The sequence below is a fragment of the Mycobacterium sp. E2989 genome, assembly GCF_001667595.1.
Classification (GTDB): Bacteria; Actinomycetota; Actinomycetes; order Mycobacteriales; family Mycobacteriaceae; genus Mycobacterium.
In genome coordinates this window covers 22,214-41,374 of sequence record NZ_LZJX01000023.1, presented here as the reverse complement: position 1 = coordinate 41,374, position 19,161 = coordinate 22,214, and the positions used below count along the sequence as shown (strand labels likewise).

Here is a 19,161-nt window from a genome sequence, read left to right as displayed (position 1 = left end):
GAGCCCTCCGGCCGAGCACGGTATAAGACGCCGAAGATCGATGACGACGAGGAGCGGTGATGCCTGTGACCCCCACGAGCGACGTCACCGCCCCAAGCGCTCAGCTGACCAGGCGCGGATTCATGGCGGCCGGCATCGCCGGCGGGTTGGCGCTGGCGGCGTGCAGTCAGTCCAAGCCCGCGCCGTCGGCCAATGCCCAGTTGGCCGCCGCCATCGACGCGGCGGAGGCCGCCCGGCCGCACAGCGGCCGAACCGTCACCGCCAGCCTGACCGCCCAGCAGGTCCAGGTGGATCTGGGTGGGCCCATTGTCCGTACGTTCGCCTACGGCAACACCATCCCGGGCTCACCGATCCGGGCGCGGATCGGCGACGAGCTGGTGGTCACGGTGTCGAACCGGCTGGACCATCCGACATCGGTGCACTGGCACGGCGTCGCGCTGCGCAACGACATGGACGGCGCCGCGCCGGCCACGCCGAACATCCCCGCCGGCCAGGACTTCACCTACCACTTCTCCGTCCCGAATTCGGGCACCTACTGGGCCCATCCGCACACCGGCCTGGACGCGGACATGGGCCTGTATCTCCCGGTTATCGTCGACGACCCGACCGAGGGCAACTATGACGCCGAATGGATTGTGGTCCTTGACGATTGGACCGACGGAATCGGAAAGTCTCCGCAGCAGCTCTACACCGAACTGACCAGCCCGAACAAGCCCAGCATGCCAAGCGCTCCCCCGACCACGACCACAACGCCGCCCGCCACGTCGACGACCTCTACCACCAGCGAGACCCCGACGACAACGTCGAGCGGTGAGACTTCGACGACACCGACCGGCTCGCCGAGTCCCGCCCCGATGCCGGAGGGGAACGTCGGTAAGAGCGATCTGCTCGGTGGCGACGCGGGCGATATCGCCTACCCCTACTATCTGGTCAACGGGCGAATTCCCGCCGCTCCCATGACCTTCAACGCAAAGCCGGGCCAGCGCATCCGGATCCGATTCATCAACACCGGCTCCGACACCACGTTTCGCGTCGCGTTGGCCGGTCACTCGATGACGGTCACCCACACCGACGGATACCCCGTGGTGCCGGTCCAGGTCGACGCCCTGCTCATCGGCATGGCCGAACGCTACGACGTCGTGGTGACCGCCGCGGACGGCGTCTTCCCGCTGGTCGCCTTGGCGGAGGGCAAGAACGCACTGGCGCGCGCGCTGCTGTCCACCGGGTCCGGCAGCGCGCCGGACCCGGGATTCCAGCCGCCCGAGCTGAACCGGCGAGTGGGCACGATTGAGATGTTCACCGCGACAACACCGGTCAACCTGGGCCGGCCGCAACCCGGCCTCAACCTTCCGGTCGTGCTGGGCGGCAACATGGTCCAATACAACTGGACTATCAACGGAAAGCCTTACAGCAACACCGAACCCCTGCACGTCCGGGAGGGCGAACGGCCCACCATCACGTTCGACAACCCCACCATGATGTATCACCCGATCCACCTGCACGGGCACACCTTCCAACTGATCAAGGCCGACGGCAGCCCCGGTGCGCGCAAGGACACCCTGATGGTGCTGCCTAAGCAGAAGCTGCTCGCCGTTCTGGTGGCCGACAACCCGGGCCTGTGGGTGTTGCACTGCCACAACACCTATCACCAGGAGGCCGGCATGCAGACCCGGCTGGACTACGTGTTCTAGCGGATCAGGCGTCGGCCAGAAAATTCAGCAACAACTCGTTGACCACCGACGACTGCTCGATCTGCGGGCAGTGGCCCGCCCGGTCGACCACCACCGAGCGGGCGCCGTCGATCTGCCCGGCGATCTGCGCGGCCCAGCCAGAGGTAAGAAGCTTGTCGTCGCCCCCCTCGACGACCAGCGTCGGCACCGCGATGCGCTCGTACGCCCGGGCACTCGAGGGCGTACCGGACGGCGTGGCACCCGGGCGACGAAATCGCGCCGCGGCCACCGCCTCCCATGCCCCGGGCGCGGTGCTGGACTCGTACCGGCGCCGCACGTACTCGTCATCCGCTGGGTATCCCGGGTCGTGAAACAGGGCCTCGACGATGCGGCGCATGCCCGACGGCGTGGCGTCATATTGTTGCAGCGCCTCGAAGTGCTCATTCTGTTGAATTTCGCCGCCCCCGCAGATGATTGCCAGGCTGCGGGCCGGCAGCAGCGGCGTGTCCGAGGTGGCATCGGTGAGCAGGTTGATGGCGCCCATCGAGTTGCCCACGAAGTGCGCGGAGTCGATGCCGAGCAGCTGGCAGAACCGCGCCACATGGCGGATTCGCATCGCGCGCCCGTCCACGAAGTCGATCACCTTGGCCGACTGCCCGAAGCCCAACTGGTCCGGCGCCAGCACTCGGTGCCGGGCGGCGAGCGCCGCGATGTTGCGTTCCCAGCCGAGTTCGGCGCAGGCACCGAACTCGCCGCCGTGCAGTAGCACCACCGGCTCGCCGTCGCCCGCTTCCAGATAACTGGTGAGCAGGCCGTCGACCAACATGGTCTTGCGACGAGTCTGGATCACTTGATCGCTATCGGGTTCACCGGTGAGCCCACGGCGCCGACGACCCGCAGGGGCGGCGCGACGAGCTGGAACTCGTACACGCCGTCGGCGGCGCAGTCCTCGGCCAGCGCGGTGAGATCCCAGTATTCGCCGAAGATCATCCCCATATCGCGCAGGCAGAGCAGGTGCAGGGGAAAGGTGACTCCGTCGACGCCCGACACCAGGTCCTCTACCTGAAGGTTGTCGGCGGCCACCGCGGCGATCTCGTGATCGTGCAGCCACTGCGCGCACCGCCAGTCCAGCCCGGAGTAGCCCTCGGTCTTGTTCCCCGTCATGGCAAACCTTGTCCACCAACCGGTCCGGATCAGCACGATGTCGCCTCGCCCGATCGTCACGCCCTGCGCGCGAACCACGTCGTCGAGTTCTTCCGGGGAGATCGGGTTGCCGGCTTCGAGGAAGACCTCGGCGCCCCGGTGGCGAACCAAATCCAGCAACACCCCGCGGGACGTGATGCCCTTCACGTCGACCTTGTCGATGCCACAGTGGTAGGCGCCCATGCTGGTCACCGAATCCGCGGCGAAGCCGTTGTAGAGGCGATCGTCGTAGTAGACGTGGGACAGCGCATCCCACTGGCTCGCCGCCTGCAACGGCATGATGATGATGTCGTCGTTGAAACGAAACGGGTTGTCGGCCGTCATGTAGCCACTCAGCTGCTGCGCCAACGGGTTACGCGGCCAACTCGGTCCATACTTGGCCAGCGTGTTCACGTCGCCCCCGTCCACCGTCATGACGTGGACGGGATTGTGCCGGAACTCGAAGGCGCCCTGCGGACCCGACGCGCCGAAGTCGACGCCGAGCGGAAACACCTTGCCGTGCCTGACCAGACCGGCGGCCTGGGCGATCTTGTCCGCGGTGATGAAGTTCAGCGTGCCCAGCTCGTCGTCGTCGCCCCACCGTCCCCAATTGGAGACGTCACGCGCGACCCGTCGGAAATCGGTCAAGTCGGTCACGGGGCTCCTTCCTGCCCTAAGAGGTCACGCGCGATCGCGGCGCCCACGTTGCCGCCGTCGACCCAGAGGATCTGCCCCGTGATATAGCTGGCGGCAGCACTATTCAAGAAGAGCAACACCGCCGCCTGCTCGGCGGGGTCGGAAACCCTGCCCAGAGGCTTTGGGATGTCGTCGAGGAAGCCCTGCCCGTAGGCCGTGCGCAGCTGATCGAGGATCGGCGTCTCGGTGACCCCGGGCCCCGAGCAGTTGATGCGAATGCCCTTGGCGCCCAGCGGCGTAGCGCTTCGCGCGGTATAGAAGATGATCGCTTCTTTGGATAGCTGGTAGCCGTTGCCCAAGATATCGGGATTGGCGTGGCACCAATCGATGCCCTCCTGCATCGTCGCGGTGTTGAGCAGGGGTGCCACCGCCGAGGCATGTTCGCGATAGGAAGCCGCGGCGAGCGATGAGACACTGACGATCGACGATCCCGCGACCATCATCGGTACCAGCGACTCGGTCAGATGGCGCAGGCCCAGAAAATTCACCGTGGCCACCAGCGGCGGGTTACCGATCCCCGACGAGACACCGGCGACATTGAACAGCGCGTCGGCCCGCCCCCCGATCGACGCCACGGCGTCGTCGATCGAATGCTGGTCAGCCAGATCGATCTCACGGAAGTCGTTCAACCCGAAGTCGGGGCGGCACTTGTCCAGCCCGATGACGTCGGCACCCAGTTCCGTGAGCTGGCGGACCACGTGCCCACCGATGCCCGAGGCGCATCCGGTCACCACCGCCCGGCGGCCGTCGTAGCGCCAGAGCGCGTCGATGGTTCCCAAGGCCGTCTCCTAGTTCAGCGACCTTCCGGAGTCACTTCTGCTGCTGCTGTTCTTTCAACCGCTGGGCCGCCTGTACGCGGCCCTCGTTGATTTCCGCCATGGCTTCGGGGATCTCGCTTGCGGTGAACTTACCGCCCCGACCGGTCGGCAGGCCACCAAACGAGTACTGTTCGTCGAACTGCGGCGCCGTGGATGCCGGCCGCCGCGCCTCCACCTTTTCGATGACCGGCTCGAGCCGCTTGGCCTTCTCGGCCACCGCCTTCGCGTCGCGCTCGATGAACTCGGGCAGCACCTCCTTGCCCATCAGCTCGATGGACTCCATGGTGCCCTCGTGGCTGCGGGGGTTGAGCAGCAGGATGATCTCGTCGACGCCGCTTTCCTCGTAGCCGCGCAGGAATTCTCGGACGGTCGTGGGCGATCCGATCGCCCCCCGCCCCGGGCCGTACGCCAGCGTCGGATCCTTTTCGACCTCTTCGAGATACCGCTTCCACACGCCGGTCCGTCCGGGGGTGTGCACCCCCGTCATGTAGTAGTGCATGATCCCGAACGAGAAGAATCCGCCGCCCTGCCCCAGCCGTTGCAGCGCCTGCTCGTCGGTCTTGGCGACCATCATCGACAGGTCGCCGCCGATGGCCAGGATGTTCGGATTGATGCGCGGCGTGACGGGCACGCCGTTTTCTTCGAATTCCTTGTAGTAGCCGTTCACCCGCTCGGTCAGCGGGCCTGGACCGGTGTAGGCGAAACTCAAGGCGCCGATCGCCTTTTGGGCGGCCATCTGCACGCTGGCCGGCCGCGTGCACGCGACCCAGACCGGCGGATGCGGCTTCTGCAGCGGCTTGGGAACGACGTTGCGCGCCGGCATCTGGACGTGCTCGCCGTTGAAGCCGGTGAACGGCTCCTCGATCATGCAGCGAATCGAGACCTCGAGGGCCTCCTCCCACTGTGCCCGTTTGTCGGCGGGATCGATGTTGAACCCGCCCAGCTCACCGACCGAGGACGATTCCCCGGTGCCGAACTCGACGCGGCCGTTGGAGAGCAAATCGAGGGTGGCGATGCGCTCGGCGACGCGGGCCGGGTGATTGACCACCGGCGGCAGGTGCATGATGCCGAATCCCAGCCGGATGTTCTTGGTCCGCTGGCTGGCCGCGGCCAGGAAGATCTCGGGCGCCGTCGAGTGGCAGTACTCCTCCAGGAAGTGGTGCTCGGTCAGCCAGACGGTGGAGAAGCCGGCTTTGTCCGCGGCCTCCACCTCGTCGAGGCACTCTTGCATCATGACGTGTTCGTCGTCGGGCGCCCACGGCCGCGGCAGGGCGAACTCGTAGAACAGGGATACTTTCATTGCTACCTCCTATGAGAATTAAGGGTCCGGTTGGCTGCATGTGCGGCAATGTGATTCGCCGCAACAAACCCGAAGGTCATCGCTGGGCCGATGGTGGCGCCCGCCCCGGCGTAGCTGCGTCCCATCACCGGCGCGGAGGTATTTCCCACCGCGTACAGTCCGGGCAGCACGCTGTCGTCGTCGGTCAGCACCCGCGCGTATTCGTCGGTGCGCAGGCCGCCCGAGGTGCCGAGGTCGCCGAGGACGATCCGGAACGCGTAGTAGGGCGGGTCGCCCAGCGGGCGCAGGTTCGGGTTGGGCAGGGTCGGATCGCCGTAGTAGTTGTCGTAGACGCTGTCCCCCCGGCGGAAATCGTCGTCGTGACCCCTGCGGGCGAGTTCGTTGAAGCGGCGGGCGGTTTCGGCCAGATTCGCGGCCGGCACGCCGATCGCGGCGGCCATCTCCGCCCACGTCCTCGCCGCCTTGACGACGCCGGATTCGAGCCAAGCCCGGGGGACCTTACGGCCGGTGGGCACCGGCGCACCCGGGATCTTGGGGATGGGAAGGTGCCCGCCGATGACGTAGCGATTCCACGACCTTTGGTCGGTGATCAGCCAGCATGGGATGTGGGTGACCCCGCTCTTGTGGCCATCGATCATGGCGTGCCCGAAGTCCATGTAGGGCGCCGCCTCGTTGATGAAGCGCTTGCCGTCGCCGTTGACGATGAACTGTGCCGGCATCATGCGTTCGTTGAGCATGAATTGCATGCGGCCATCCGGCCATTGGATGGCGGGAAACCACCACGCCTCGTCGAGCAGGTCGGTTGCGGCGCCCAGCTTTTGGGCCGCGCGGATGCCGTCTCCCATGGCGGCGGGGTTACCGAAACTCCAGTCCTGGTCCACCACGGGCAGCAGCTCCTTGCGCCAGGCCAGGTCATGGTCGAAGCCGCCGGAAGCCAAGATGACGCCGCAGCGCGCGCCGATCCGCTGCTGGATTCCATTTCGTTCCACCGCCGCACCCGTCACCGCGCCGTCGGCGTCGCTGAGCAACTCGGTCATCGGCGAGTCCAGCCACAGCGGGATGCCACGTTCGGTCATGGTCAGTCTGAGGCGGGCGGCCAGGGACTGCCCGATGGCGGCCATCCGCTCGCCGAACACCCGCGCCCTGACCATCCGCGCGATCAGCTTGAGTAATACGCCCTTGCCGGCCCAGGATTGCCGGATCCGGTAGAAGGTCCGAAGTTCCTTGGGTCCCAGCCAGATTCCCTTGGGCGCCAACGCGAGGGGTCGCAGGAGCCGCTGCTCATCGGGGCCCAGCTCGCGCAGGTCGATGGGGGGCACGTTGATCGTGCTGCCGAGTTCGGACCCGCCGGGAAGTTCCGGATAGTAGTCCGCGTAACCGGGCTTCCAGACGAATTCACACCAGCCGGAGAGCCGTTCGAGTAAGGCGAGCATCTTGGGCGCGGATTCGACGTACTGCCGTATCCGCGCCTCGCTGACGAGTCCGTCGGTGATCCGCCGCAAGTACTCGACCACACCTTCGGGTGACGGCGCGTAGCCCTCCCTGCGCTGCGCGGGCGCCCCCGGCACCCAGATGCCGCCCCCGGACAGCGCGGTGGAACCACCGAAGAACGAGGACTTCTCCACGACCAGCGCGTCCAGGCCGGCGGCGTTGGCCGTCAGGGCGGCCGTCATCCCCCCGCCGCCCGAGCCGACGACGAGCACGTCGACGACGTGGTCGAAACCGTGCTCCGCGCTGGTCATTTCGGCACGGCCGTTCTGATGGCGAAGCCGGCGATCAGATCGGCGGCCGGTTTGTAGTAGCGCTCGACGGTGTCGTAGGGCCCGGCGCTGGCCAGCGCCGCGAACGCCGCGACCCACGTTCGGATTTCCTGGGCCGAGCTGCCGCCCTCGTGGGCGACGAACGAGTTCGACCACTGGTCGAGTTCGTCCAGCCACCCGCCGTCGATGATCTCGAGAAAGCGCTGATCCCACACCGGGTTCAACACCTGCAGTTCGCTGTCGCCGGCCGCGAAGCGCTTGGCCGCATCGATCACGGCGGCCTGCCGGGCCTGCCGCTGCTCGGCCGTCATCGGCCGGCCGTGCACGATGCGCTCGAGCACCGGCGGCGGCGCGGTGGCCAGGGTGGGCACCGGCGGGCTGTGTGAAAGGCCGCCGGAACCCAGCAGCAACACCCGCTTGTCCAGCGTGGCCAGATACGAGCCGACCGCGGTCCCGAGCGCACGGCAACGACGTAATGGCCCCAGCGGCACACCGATCGCGTTGATGAAGATCGGTATCACCGGGCGGGAAGTGGCCTCGCCGAACAGCTTCTCGAGCGGCTGGACGGTGCCGTGGTCCACCTCCATGCAGGCCGAAACCGCAATGTCGACCCCGGCGTCGAGCACGGCTTCCGCGCAGTCGGTGGCGAGCTGCTCGGGAACGTCCAGCGGGCCGGCATGGGTGCCGTAATCCCCAACCCCGTTGGCGCTCGTGCCGATACAGAAGGGCGGCATCATCTTGTGGAAGAACCCGTTGTAGTGGTCCGGGGAGAAGATGACGACGAGTTCGGGGTCGTAGTCGGCGACGAACTGTCGCGCGTGGGCGATCGCGGCTTCGATGTCGTCAAGCAGGTCCTGCGGCGGCCCCGGAAGATTCAGGAGCGGGCTGTGCGACATACAGCACAGAGCCAGTGCCACTTTGCGTGTCACCCCCTCTCGGGATGAGGGTGAGCGCGGCAAGGAGCGCGGCGCTCAGGTCGGGGGCGAGCTGGGCGATGCAGGCACCGGCGATGCACCGATCGGGACGCAGGAACAACACCGACTCCTGATGGGTGTCGAACCACGATTTGACGGCGCCGCTACGGTCGCCGACGATCACGACGTCGGGATCGTCGTGTCTGGTCCAATGCAGCTGGATCAGGGGTCGCAGCGCGATGAACCTCGCGCCCAACGCTTTCCAGTTCGCGAAGGCGACGTCGCCGAGTATCTTGCGCGGGTTGTTGTTCCAGCACAGCACGGCGAACCAGTCGCCGATTACGTCGTCCAGCAACACGTCCCGCTGCTCGCGGGTGTCGACCCGTGGCTGGATGAACAGGGTACCCACCGGTGAATCCGCCCGGCCGGGCGCGCTGTGCACGACGGCGCCCTGCTCGTAACGGGGCATCGGTTTGAACCGCATCTCCAGCACATAGCGCTTGAGCGACGGCACGATCGACGCGGACCGCACCAGCAGGTCGCGCGCGCCGGCCACCCGGCGGTTGGTCGGCGAGATCACTCGCCCCACCATGGTGGAGAGGTCGATCATCGCCCGCGCGTGCTTGCGCCGCTCGATGTCGTAGGTGTCCAGCAGCTTCTCGTCGGCCCGGCCGCTCACGACCGCGGCGAGCTTCCAACCGAGATTGGCCGCGTCGCGGATTCCGCTGTTGTAGCCCTGGCCCTGCCAGACCGGCATCAGGTGCGCGGCGTCCCCGGCCAGCAGCAGCCGGCCCTTGCGGAACGCGCCGGCGATCCGCGAGTGGTGGGTGTACACGCGCCGCCGGATCACGTCGACACGCTCCGGGTGCGGCACCATCCGGGCCAGCATCTGGCTCAGGAACGCCGGGTCTTCGGCCTGCTCGTCGGTTTCGTCGGCGTGAATCATGAACTCGAACCGCCGGATTCCGTGCGCGATCGAGATCGAGGCGTACGGACGTTCGGGGTCGGCGCCGACCTCGCTGTTGGGGTGGCCGAGCGGGTCGTTGGCGATGTCGACCACCAGCCAGCGCGTCGAGGATGTCGTCCCGTCGAACGACACGCCCATCATGCGGCGGGTCATGCTGCGACCGCCGTCGCAGCCGACCACGTAACGCGTTCGTAGGCTGGACGATTCGTGGTCGCGTCCGCCGCCGAGTTCGACGGTCACGCCGTCGGCGTCTTCCCGGCATGCCGTCATCGGACGGCCCCACCACACGTCGACGTGCTCGAACCGGTCCAGGCCCGCCAGCAGTTCGGCGTCGACAAGCGGTTGGACGAACCCGTTACGCTTCGGCCAACCGAAACGCGCATCGGGCGGGGCCATTTCGGCGAGCACGCGGCGCTTGGCGTCGACGAAACGCAGGATCTGGTTGGGCACCGTGTGCGGGACGACCCGGTCGGCCAGCCCCACCGACTGGAACGTCCGCAGCGCCTCGTCGTCGAGCCCCACGCCGCGTGGATAGTCGATCAGCGTGTCGCGTTCTTCGACCACGACCGTGCGGATGCCGCGCAGGCCAAGGATATTGGCCAACGTCAGGCCGACCGGTCCCGCCCCGACCACGACAACGTCGGTCTCGATCCCCGCCGGCTCACGCTCCGCGTCGACCATCACCGCCCCAGCAGGAAGTCGAGGTGTAAACGATTGAAGGTCTTGGGATCCTCGTACTGCGGCCAGTGCCCGCAGCCGGGCATCACCTCGAAACGCGCGCCCGGGATCATCGACGCGATGCGGCGACCTTCGGCGACGTCGGCGGTGGGGTCGTCGCTGGTCCACAGCACCAGCGTCGGCGCGATGATCGCGCCGTATTCGTCCGGGCCGATGATGTTGCGCGCCCGAATCTCGGGGTCCTGCAACGCCATGATGTCGCGCATGGCATCGACGAATCCCGGTTGGCGATAGACGCGCTGGCGGCTGGCGACCAAGTCGTCGTAGTCCTTGGACTTGTCCGCCATCAACCACTTGATCCGCGCTTGCACCGTCTCCCACGTCGGGTCCTCGGCGGCCGCCATCGACAAGGTGATGATCCGCTTCATCACCACGAGATCGGCTTGGGAGCCGCCGGCGGTGTTGAGGACGAGCCGGTCCACCACGTCGGGATGGTCGATCGCGGCTCGGGCCGCCACCCAGCCGCCCAGCGATTCGCCGCTGATGCCGGCGCGATCGACGCCGATGGTGCGCAGGACGGCCATCAGGTGCTCGACGTAGTGGCGGACCTCCAGCGGGTGGCCCGGCTTGTCGGTGTAACCGTGGCCCAGCATGTCGATGGACCAGGTCCAGAAGTGCTCGGCGTGCGCCGCGAGGTTGCGGACGTACGCCTCGGCGTGGCCGCCGGACCCGTGCAGCAGCATCAGCACCGGCTTGCCCGGGTCGCCGGCCCGCAGGTAGCGGGTCCGCACCCCGCCGGCGTGGAGGTAGCCCTGCTCAAACGCGACGCCCTGAAGATCGCTCCAGATGCTCTCGAACTCCGCCACGATGCCTCTCTGGCCCAAAGTCGGGAAAATCTCGTTCTCGTTTTCGACGTATCTTGTGTGCTAATATCGCACACTGATGTGCGTTATATATAGAGCTTCGCTCTCGGGCCTGGGTCTGTCAAGGCTGTGACCGGTTCGGGAACGGGTTCGCAGACGCTGGCCCGGGGGCTGACCGCGCTGCAAATGGTCGCGGAGTCCCCCGCCGGGCTGACCGTGCAGCAGCTCGCCGACCAAGTCGGGGTTCATCGCACGATCGCCTACCGGCTGCTGACGACGCTGGCGGAGTTCCGGCTGGTGGCCAAGGGAGAGGACGGCCGCTATCGGCCCGCCGCCGGACTCGCCGTCCTGGGCGCATCATTCGACCGCAACGTGCGCCAGCTCAGCCTGCCGACGCTGCGCGCGCTGGCCGACGAGCTCGGCACCACGGTTTCGTTGCTCATCGCCGAGGGCGACCAGCAGGTGGCCATCGCGGTCATCATGCCCAGCCACGTGGCCTACCAACTGTCGTTTCACGAGGGCAGCCGATACCCCCTGAACCGCGGCGCCGCCGGAATCGCCTTGCTCGCGAGCATGCCCCCGCGTCCGGGAGAACGGGACCTGGTCACCCGGGCACGCGAATGCGGGTGGGTGACCACGTACGGCGAAATCGAGCCGAACACCTACGGCCTCGCCGTCGCGGTGCGCCGCCCGGCCCCGTCCCCGCCAACCTGCATCAACCTCATTTCGCACCGGGAAGACGTGGTGCTGCGCGGAAAAGATGCGGTCGTCAAAGCCGCGAGGCAGTTGTCCGAACTGCTGAGCTGAAGGGATACCGATCCATGTCGTGGGACATGCAAGCCGACGTAGTCGTACTCGGCAGTGGTGGCGCCGGGCTTACCGCCGCCCTCACCGCGGTGGCGTCCGGGGCGTCGGTGGAGGTCTTCGAGAAGGCGCCAAGCGTTGGCGGCACCACCGCGGTGTCGGGCGGCGTGGTGTGGATTCCCGCCCATAATCGTTCGCCCGAAGGGGAATTGACGACCGCCGATGCGCTGCGATACCTGCGCGCGCAGTCCCTCGGCTCGATGGACGACGAGCTGGTCGAGACGTTCGTGCACACCGGTCCGGCCATGCTCGACTTCGTCGAGGCACACAGCGGCCTGCGCTTCGAGATCGCCACCGGCTTCCCCGACTATCAGCCCGAATTGCCGGGCGGGCAACCGACCGGAGGCCGATCGCTCACTGCCGCTCCCTTCGACCTCGCGCAGTTGGGCGAATGGGCCACGCGGATCACGTCGTTTCCCGCCGACTGGTCCAACGTCGGTTTCGACGCCGAGACCAGGGCGCGTCTGCACGCGGCGATCGACGAACGAACCGGCCACCTCTGCGTCGCCGGCACCGCGCTGATCGCGGGGCTCCTCAAAGGCCTGCTGGATGCCGGCGTCACCCCGCACACCGGCGCGCGCGCCGAACAGCTGATCGGCGAGGGCGGGGAAATCACCGGGGTGCGGATCGGCCTTGCGGGACGCACCGTCAACGTTCGCGCCCGGCACGGCGTCATCCTGGGCACCGGCGGCTTCGAATGGGATCCCGCTCTGGCGCAGGCCTTTCTGCGTGGCCCGATGCACGGCGCGGTCTCTCCGCCCAACAACACCGGGGACGGCCTGCGCATGGCAATGGCACACGGCGCCGATCTGGCGAACATGGGCGAGGCCTGGTGGGTGCCGATCGTGCAGATCCCCGGTGACACCATCGACGGCAGGCCACGCAGCCGCAGCGTGCGGTTGGAACGAACGCGGCCACGCAGCATAATCGTCAACTCGGCGGGGCGCCGCTTCGTCAACGAGGCATGCGATTACAACTCGATGGCCGGCGCCTTCCACTACCTCGATCCCCGCGGTGGCTACGTCAACGACCGCGGCTGGATGGTGTTCGATGCAATTCACTTGCAGCGCTACGGATTCCTGGGTGTCGAACCGGGACAGCCCGTTCCGGACTGGTTCTGCGAGTCGGCCGACCTCACCGAGTTGGCCGCCAAGGCGGGCATCGACGCCGACGGCTTGATCCGCACCGTCGAGGACTGGAACCGCCACGTGGCGGCCGGGGCCGACCCCGACTTCGGGCGCGGCTCCAGTGCTTACGACGGTTATTGGGGCGACGGCAGCGCGACCACCCTCGCCGGCAAGACCCTCGGCCCGATCGACACCGCCCCCTACTATGCGGTGCCGGTGTGCATCGGCGCGATGGGCACCAAGGGCGGCCCCCGCACCGATCGCGACGGGCGCGTGCTGCACGTCGACGGCGACCCGATACCCGGGCTGTTCGCCGCGGGCAATGCGATGGGTGGCGTCACCGGACGGGCCTATGGCGGTGCGGGCGGGACATTAGGTCCGGCAATGGTTTTCGGCTACCGCGCCGGCCACGCGGCCGCTACCGGGAAGTCCGTCGACCTGAAGTAACGGGACGCGCGACGTCGGCCTATCTCGCGATCGGCAGCTCGATGCAGACGTGGGTGCCCACCGGGCCGTCGAGGAAGACGAACCTTCCCCCGGCGGCCTCGATGCGGGCCCGGTGGGAAGCGACTCCGATGTGGCCTTCGCCCAGGCGGCGCGCCATCGTCTCGTCGTCGAACCCCACGCCGTTGTCGATCACATGCAAGACGCAGGTCTCGTCGGTGATGCCGAGCATGATCGAGGCGCTGTCGGCCCGCGAATGTTGCACCACGTTGGACAGCAGCTCACGCACCGCGCCGAAGACCACCGGGTCGATCTCGCTGCGAATCGGGTAATCGATGTCGGTCTGAATCTCGATACCGGATCGTTGGGCGGTCACGGTGGCCAGTTGCTGGACCGCGGCCGCCAAGCCGACCTGCTCGAGGACGGCCGGATGCAGCTCAAAAGTTGCCTGCCGCAGTCGCTCCGAGGCCAACTGCAGACCGGCCATCGCGCGCGCGACGCGGTCATCACCGGGTAGCGCCGCGTCCAACTCGACGAGTTCCTGGCGCACCGCCAGGATGTCCTGCAGCGGACCGTCGTGAATGGATTCCGATATCCGCCGTTGCTCGACGTCGGACGCGGTCATCGTCTGAGCGAGCAGCTCCTCGCGCAGCGTGCTGAGCCCGGCCACCGAACGGGTGTGCCGCTCCTCGACCCGAACGGCCACAAACGCTGTGACACACAGGAATCCGTACAGCAGGAACCGAAACGTGGCCTCGGTGACGCCGATCGAGCCGACCATCTCCGGGTCCTCGAGGACCGCGATCGCGAAACCCACCATCGAAAAGATCAGCACCACCGTCGCCCGCCGCGACGAGACATCGAGGCCGATCAGGATCGGGAGCGCCGTCATGATGAGCAAGGGATGGAGTCCGTTGGTGGACAAAATCTGAAAGACCGTCAGCACGACAACGTCGATGACGGTGAACGCGAACGGCTCCAGGCGGCCGACCTGGGCCAGCCGGCCGCGGCCGAGCGATCGCCGGCTGCGCGGAAAGGCCAGCGCCAGCGCGCACGTCGCGACAACCGCGTACGCCACGATCAGCTGAGTTTGCTGAGCCCACTCCGATCGGCGGGTGCCGCTGAGCATGGCAGCCACCATGAGACCCACCACGCCCACCCGCAGGACCGACGCGAGTCGGTAGGAGCGCAGCTGGTGAAGCTTGCGCACCCGGCCCAGTTCCGCGTCGCTGGCGACCGCCACGCGAACACAGTACTCACCCACGCGCTCACCTCACGGCAAAGCGCACGGACACTAACGGACATTTCTCCAATTCGATCGACGCTTTGCGGGCTAAACTCATCGCCATGGCCGGCCCAGCGACGCCCGACATGGTGCGGGTGGTTGTGGGCGACGATCACCCGCTCTTTCGTGAGGGCGTGGTGCGTGCGCTAGCAGCGAGCGGTTCGGTGGATGTGGTCGCCGAGGCGGAGGACGGCTCGGCGGCATTGGAATTGATCAAGCAGCACCGGCCCGATGTCGCGCTGCTCGATTTCCGGATGCCCCGCATGGACGGCGGGCAGGTGGCGGCGGCGGTGCGCAAGCAGGAATTGCCGACCCGGGTGCTGCTGATTTCGGCACACGACGAGCCCGCCATCGTGTACCAGGCATTGCAGCAGGGCGCCGCCGGGTTCGTGCTGAAGGACTCGACCCGCAGCGAGATCGTCAAGGCCGTCCTCGACTGTGCGCAGGGCCGCGACGTGGTGGCGCCCGCCCTGGTCGGGGGCCTCACCGCGGAGATCCGCCACCGGGCCGAGCCGACCGGACCCGTCCTCAGCGCGCGAGAACGCGAGGTGCTGAACCGGATCGCGCGTGGTCAAAGCATCCCCGCGATCGCCGGCGAACTGTACGTCGCCCCGTCGACGGTCAAGACGCACGTGCAACGCCTCTACGAAAAGCTCGGCGTCAGCGATCGCGCGGCCGCCGTCGCCGAGGCGATGCGGCAAGGACTGCTCAGCTAGCGGCCGACCAGTGGTCCGGCTCGCTGACGGCCGCCGCCCCCTCTGCCCGCAGCGCGTTCGCGAAGGCCGCGGCCTCGGCCACCAGGTGGCGAGCGCGGCGTTCCACCTCGTAGAGGTGGCCGGCGCTCACACCGGCGCGGGTCAGCTCGCGCCGGGCGAAAACCAGGGGGTCGACGCCGGAGGGGTGGTTGGTGCGGTAGGTGACCGCCTCGACCATGCTGGGTCCACCGCCGGCGCTCGCGCGATCCGCCGCTTGGGAGACCGAGTCATACACGGCCCCAACGTTTTTGCCGTCCACCGACAGCACCGGCAGTCCGTGGCGCTCGCGTGGGCCCCGGCGCACGCCGGATGCCTCGCGGATGTTCTCGACAACGAACACCACCGGGAGCCGCCACGACAACGCTATGGCGGCGGCCGATTTGAACTCGGCGGAGTTCACCGCGTCATCCCCGATGACGCACAGCGTGACCTTGCCCTCGCCGGCCACCTGCTGGGCATAGGCGTCGCCGAGCGCGAACAGGATCGACTGCCGCAACGGGTCGGCGCCGGCGAAGATCTGCTTCCATTCGGTCGCGAACGGGCTTTCCTTCCGACCGACGGCCACGGCCGGGCGGGGGGTGATCATCTCGGCGATGGCGGGCCCCAGGGGAAGGAGATGGCCGACCCGCTGGGCGTGCTCGAAATGGCGGATCGAGGTGCTCATGATGTCGCCCGGCCGCAGGGCGGCGATGGTTCCAACGGCCACGGCCTCCTGGCCGAACGCGGCCACCATGGGTCCGTTGAGCAACCCGTCGATGCGCGACTCTTCGAGCGCCATGTCGAGCAGTCGCAGGACCCACATGCGGCGGTACAGCTCCAGCTGCTCGCCGACGTGTGCGGCCGACATTTCGGGGTTGCGAGCCATGTGCCGGGTCTCCTCACTCATCGCGGATCGTGCCGTTGGGCACAAGATCAAGGTAGGGAGATTTGCCCGGGCGCAACTCCGCCGATCGGTCCGCGAACGGGGTGAATCCGGGCTCCCCCGATCGGGGGACAGGACGAGCGCTCAGTCCTGGTCCCGGGCGGTCGGTGAGAGCAGCTGGTCGGCCGCCGAGTACGGGTCCTGGTCACCGTCGACGACGGTCTGGGCGAGCCGGTCGAGCTCCGGCCTGCCCCGCAGCCGGGTTTGGGCCAGCGACAGGATCTGCGCCCGGGCGCGGGCCAGCCGGCGGGCGCGGCTGTCGGCACGGTGGTGGTCTTCGATCGCGGCCACCAGCTCCGCGATCCCCTCGCCGCGGGCGGCGACGAGGGTCACGATCGGCACATCGGTCTCGGCGCGCAGATCCCGCACGGTCTGTTCGGCGCCGTCGCGGTCCGCCTTGTTGACGACGACGATGTCGGCGACCTCCAGCACGCCCGCCTTGGCGACCTGGATCGCGTCGCCGGCACCGGGATTGAGGATGACGACGGTCGGGTCGGCGACGGCGGCGATCTCGATCTCGGACTGCCCCACCCCCACCGTCTCCAGCAGGACCACGTGGTAACCGATCGCCCCGAGCAGCCGGATGGCCGCGGGGACCGCGGCGGCCAGGCCCCCGAGGTGACCGCGGGTGGCCACCGACCGGATCAACACGTCGGAGTCGTTGATGTGCGCGGCCATTCGGATGCGGTCGCCCAACAGGGCACCCCCGCTGAACGGCGACGACGGGTCCACGGCCAATACCGCCACCCGATCCCCCCGCTCCCGGTAGGCCCCGACGAGCGCGGCGATCGTCGTGGACTTGCCCGCGCCCGGCGGCCCGGTGATGCCGATGACGTTCACCGGTGACGGCTCGATACCGGCGAGCACCTCGTCGCGGCGATCGCCCTCGACCAGGGAAAGGAGCCGACCCGCCGCGCGCGGAGATCCCTTGCGCGCGCCCTCGATCAACTCGGCGATGTCCATTTAGGGGGCTGGCACCTCGGTGACGGTGGCGGACACGATGACGGCGTCAGGCACGGGTCTTCTCCAGTTCGGCGAGCGCGTTGCGGGGGTTCGACGACCCCGCGATTTATGAGAACACTATTCTCTCATTCTGAGAGTCAGCGTTGCAAGGAGAGGTCGGCTCGCGAGCAGTCGCAAAATCGCATATACCAGCATCGCGTGGTGCGATTCTGCGTCTGCTCGCCAACCAGGAGGCTCGTCGGCAATGGACGGAATGATCGCGGTTCCGGGCGGCAACGTGTGGTTCGAGCGCGTCGGCGGCGGACCGGGCCTTCCGCTGCTCGTTGTGCACGGCGGGCCCGGGTTGCCGCACACCTACCTCCGTTCGCTGGAGCGGTTGGCCGACGAGCGCGAAGTCATCTTCTGGGACCAGCTCGGATGCGGCAACTCCGAGCGCCCCGCGAACCGCGACTTGTGGACCATGCAACGGTCGGTTGCCGAACTGGACGCCGTCGTAAAGAGCCTTGGCCTCAACGGCTTTCACCTCTTCGGCAACTCGTGGGGCGGGATGATGGCGCAGCAGTACGCGCTCGACGTACCGTCGCGCGCCGTCAGCCTCACCATTTCGAACAGCATCGCGTCCATCCCGCAGTTCTCGCAGATGGTGGCCCGGCTGAAAACCGAGCTCGATCCCGAAACCCAGTCCGCCATCGATCGGCATGAGGCCGCCGGTACCACGCATGCGGCGGAATACCAGGACGCCATCCGCACCTGGAACGAGACCTACCTGTGCCGCGTACGCCCCTGGCCCGCAGAGCTTTTGCAAGCTTTCGCCAACATGGGCACCGACATCTTCGAGACCATGTTCGGGCCGAGCGACTTTCGCATCGTCGGGACGGTCCGCGACTGGGACGTCTTCGACCGGTTAGCCGAAATCACCCTGCCGACCCTGATCCTTGCCGGCAGGTTCGACGAATGCGTGCCCGAACACATGTGGGAGATGCACCAACGCATCGCCGGCTCGCGCTATGAGCTGTTCGAGTCGACCGCTCACATGCCCTTCATCGAGGAGCCGGACAAGTTCGACCGAGTGATGCGCGACTTTCTGCGGCTGCACGACTGAGCGGTGCCCTCAGTTCTTGCCGGCCGCCAGCTTGGTGACGATCGACCGGAAGTCTTCGGTCGTGAACGACTGGTGCTCGGCCGACAGGGCGTAGTCCAGGCTGGCCAGCACCGCCCGCTCGAGGTGAATGTTGAGCACCCGCTTGGTGCTTTCGACCGCCTGCTGGGGCAGCTCCAAAATCTTTTTGGCACACGCGATCGCCTCCGCGAGCGGGTCGGCGGCGACGTGGTTGGCCAGCCCGAGTTCGACGGCGCGCTGCGCGCTGATCCGGGTGCCCGTCAACGCGAACTCCTTGGCCAGCAGCAAGCTGATGTGCAGCGGCCAGGTCAGCGGGCCGCCGTCGGCGGCAACCAATCCCACCTGCACGTGCGGATCGGCGAGGTAGGCCTCTTCGGCGATGTAGACGATGTCGCTCAGCGCCACCAGGCTGCAGCCAAGCCCGACCGCCGGGCCGTTGACCGCGGCCACCACCGGAATACGGCACCGCGCCATACCAAGCACGATCTCGCGGCCGTCCCGAATGGTCTTGGCCCGCAGGTCCGCATCGGCCGACAGCTCCTTGAGATACGAGAAATCCCCGCCGGCCGAAAACGCCCTGCCCGCCCCGGTGATGACCGCCGCGCGGGCACTGGGGTCATCGGTCAATCGCTGCCACAGGCGCGCGAGCCCGACGTGCAGGTCGTCGTTGACCGAATTGAGCGAGTCCGGCCGGTTCAAGGTGATGATCCGCAGCGGACCGTCGGCTTGGACGTCGATTTCGGCAGGCATGTCGTACACGTCAGACTCCTTCTATAGTCGTGACCCGCTTCACCCGGGCTACGCCCGCGCTCGCGATCACTCCACCGTCTATA

At 67.6% G+C, this 19,161-nt stretch carries 17 protein-coding genes; 5 read left to right on the top strand and 12 right to left on the bottom strand.

The window, feature by feature from the left end; genetic code table 11:
• Nucleotides 1–59: 59 nt before the first annotated feature.
• Complete coding sequence (locus tag A5680_RS05790) at nt 60–1,691, top strand: multicopper oxidase family protein (protein ID WP_067817160.1); 1,632 nt, start codon at nt 60–62, stop codon at nt 1,689–1,691.
• Between the two features lie 4 nt (nt 1,692–1,695).
• Here the strand turns inward: A5680_RS05790 and A5680_RS05785 are convergent, their stop codons facing one another.
• From A5680_RS05785 to A5680_RS05750, 8 genes are read right to left on the bottom strand one after another with little or no spacing between them, the layout of a single operon-like run.
• The gene (locus A5680_RS05785; RefSeq protein WP_067817331.1) at nt 1,696–2,517 is read right to left on the bottom strand and encodes an alpha/beta fold hydrolase; all 822 of its coding nucleotides are present in this window, start codon (nt 2,515–2,517) and stop codon (nt 1,696–1,698) included.
• Entirely contained in the window at nt 2,517–3,509 is a 993-nt protein-coding gene (locus A5680_RS05780) for a cyclase family protein (RefSeq protein WP_067817157.1), read from the bottom strand. The genes A5680_RS05785 and A5680_RS05780 overlap by 1 nt, the downstream gene beginning before the upstream one ends.
• Complete coding sequence (locus tag A5680_RS05775; protein WP_067817154.1) at nt 3,506–4,327, bottom strand: coniferyl-alcohol dehydrogenase; 822 nt, start codon at nt 4,325–4,327, stop codon at nt 3,506–3,508. The genes A5680_RS05780 and A5680_RS05775 overlap by 4 nt, the downstream gene beginning before the upstream one ends.
• A gap of 31 nt (nt 4,328–4,358) precedes the next feature.
• Nucleotides 4,359–5,666, bottom strand: coding sequence for an LLM class flavin-dependent oxidoreductase (locus A5680_RS05770; RefSeq protein WP_055401952.1), 1,308 nt, complete (start codon nt 5,664–5,666; stop codon nt 4,359–4,361).
• A gap of 2 nt (nt 5,667–5,668) precedes the next feature.
• A complete protein-coding gene (locus tag A5680_RS05765; protein ID WP_067817151.1) occupies nt 5,669–7,408 on the bottom strand; it encodes an FAD-binding protein in 1,740 nt (579 codons plus the stop codon).
• Nucleotides 7,405–8,322, bottom strand: a complete 918-nt coding sequence (locus tag A5680_RS05760; protein WP_067817148.1) for a 3-carboxyethylcatechol 2,3-dioxygenase — start codon at nt 8,320–8,322, stop codon at nt 7,405–7,407. The genes A5680_RS05765 and A5680_RS05760 overlap by 4 nt, the downstream gene beginning before the upstream one ends.
• Nucleotides 8,270–9,988, bottom strand: coding sequence for a bifunctional 3-(3-hydroxy-phenyl)propionate/3-hydroxycinnamic acid hydroxylase (locus tag A5680_RS05755; RefSeq protein ID WP_067817145.1), 1,719 nt, complete (start codon nt 9,986–9,988; stop codon nt 8,270–8,272). The genes A5680_RS05760 and A5680_RS05755 overlap by 53 nt, the downstream gene beginning before the upstream one ends.
• Nucleotides 9,988–10,851, bottom strand: coding sequence for an alpha/beta fold hydrolase (locus A5680_RS05750; protein ID WP_067817142.1), 864 nt, complete (start codon nt 10,849–10,851; stop codon nt 9,988–9,990). Before A5680_RS05750 ends, A5680_RS05755 begins: the two co-directional genes overlap by 1 nt.
• A gap of 126 nt (nt 10,852–10,977) precedes the next feature.
• Here A5680_RS05750 and A5680_RS05745 point away from each other — a divergent pair, with 126 nt between their 5' ends.
• Nucleotides 10,978–11,655: an IclR family transcriptional regulator gene (locus A5680_RS05745; protein ID WP_067817138.1), complete on the top strand. Its 678-nt coding sequence runs from the start codon at nt 10,978–10,980 to the stop codon at nt 11,653–11,655.
• A 14-nt stretch (nt 11,656–11,669) separates the two neighbouring features.
• Nucleotides 11,670–13,286 (top strand): FAD-dependent oxidoreductase, encoded by a 1,617-nt coding sequence (locus A5680_RS05740; protein ID WP_067817136.1) that lies wholly within the window; start codon nt 11,670–11,672, stop codon nt 13,284–13,286.
• Nucleotides 13,287–13,305: 19 nt separating this feature from the next.
• Here the strand turns inward: A5680_RS05740 and A5680_RS05735 are convergent, their stop codons facing one another.
• Nucleotides 13,306–14,526 carry a sensor histidine kinase gene (locus A5680_RS05735; protein ID WP_055401938.1) on the bottom strand — a complete coding sequence of 407 codons (1,221 nt, stop codon included), beginning with the start codon at nt 14,524–14,526 and terminating at the stop codon, nt 13,306–13,308.
• A 104-nt stretch (nt 14,527–14,630) separates the two neighbouring features.
• On the opposite strand from A5680_RS05735, the gene A5680_RS05730 reads away from it, so the two are divergent.
• Entirely contained in the window at nt 14,631–15,284 is a 654-nt protein-coding gene (locus A5680_RS05730) for a response regulator transcription factor (RefSeq protein WP_055401937.1), read from the top strand.
• Here the strand turns inward: A5680_RS05730 and A5680_RS05725 are convergent.
• Together A5680_RS05725 and meaB are read right to left on the bottom strand one after the other, a co-directional pair.
• Nucleotides 15,277–16,170, bottom strand: coding sequence for a thiamine pyrophosphate-dependent enzyme (locus A5680_RS05725; protein WP_067817328.1), 894 nt, complete (start codon nt 16,168–16,170; stop codon nt 15,277–15,279). The two genes, A5680_RS05730 and A5680_RS05725, sit on opposite strands and share 8 nt — an antisense overlap.
• A gap of 159 nt (nt 16,171–16,329) precedes the next feature.
• A complete protein-coding gene (gene meaB / locus A5680_RS05720) occupies nt 16,330–17,208 on the bottom strand; it encodes a methylmalonyl Co-A mutase-associated GTPase MeaB (RefSeq protein WP_067817133.1) in 879 nt (292 codons plus the stop codon).
• 244 nt (nt 17,209–17,452) lie between these two features.
• Between meaB and A5680_RS05715 the strand changes: the two genes are divergently transcribed.
• On the top strand, nt 17,453–18,310 hold the full coding sequence (locus A5680_RS05715) for a proline iminopeptidase-family hydrolase (protein ID WP_369827615.1): 858 nt from the start codon (nt 17,453–17,455) through the stop codon (nt 18,308–18,310).
• A gap of 9 nt (nt 18,311–18,319) precedes the next feature.
• Here the strand turns inward: A5680_RS05715 and A5680_RS05710 are convergent, their stop codons facing one another.
• Nucleotides 18,320–19,087, bottom strand: a complete 768-nt coding sequence (locus A5680_RS05710; RefSeq protein WP_055401933.1) for an enoyl-CoA hydratase/isomerase family protein — start codon at nt 19,085–19,087, stop codon at nt 18,320–18,322.
• Between the last annotated feature and the right edge of the window lie 74 nt (nt 19,088–19,161).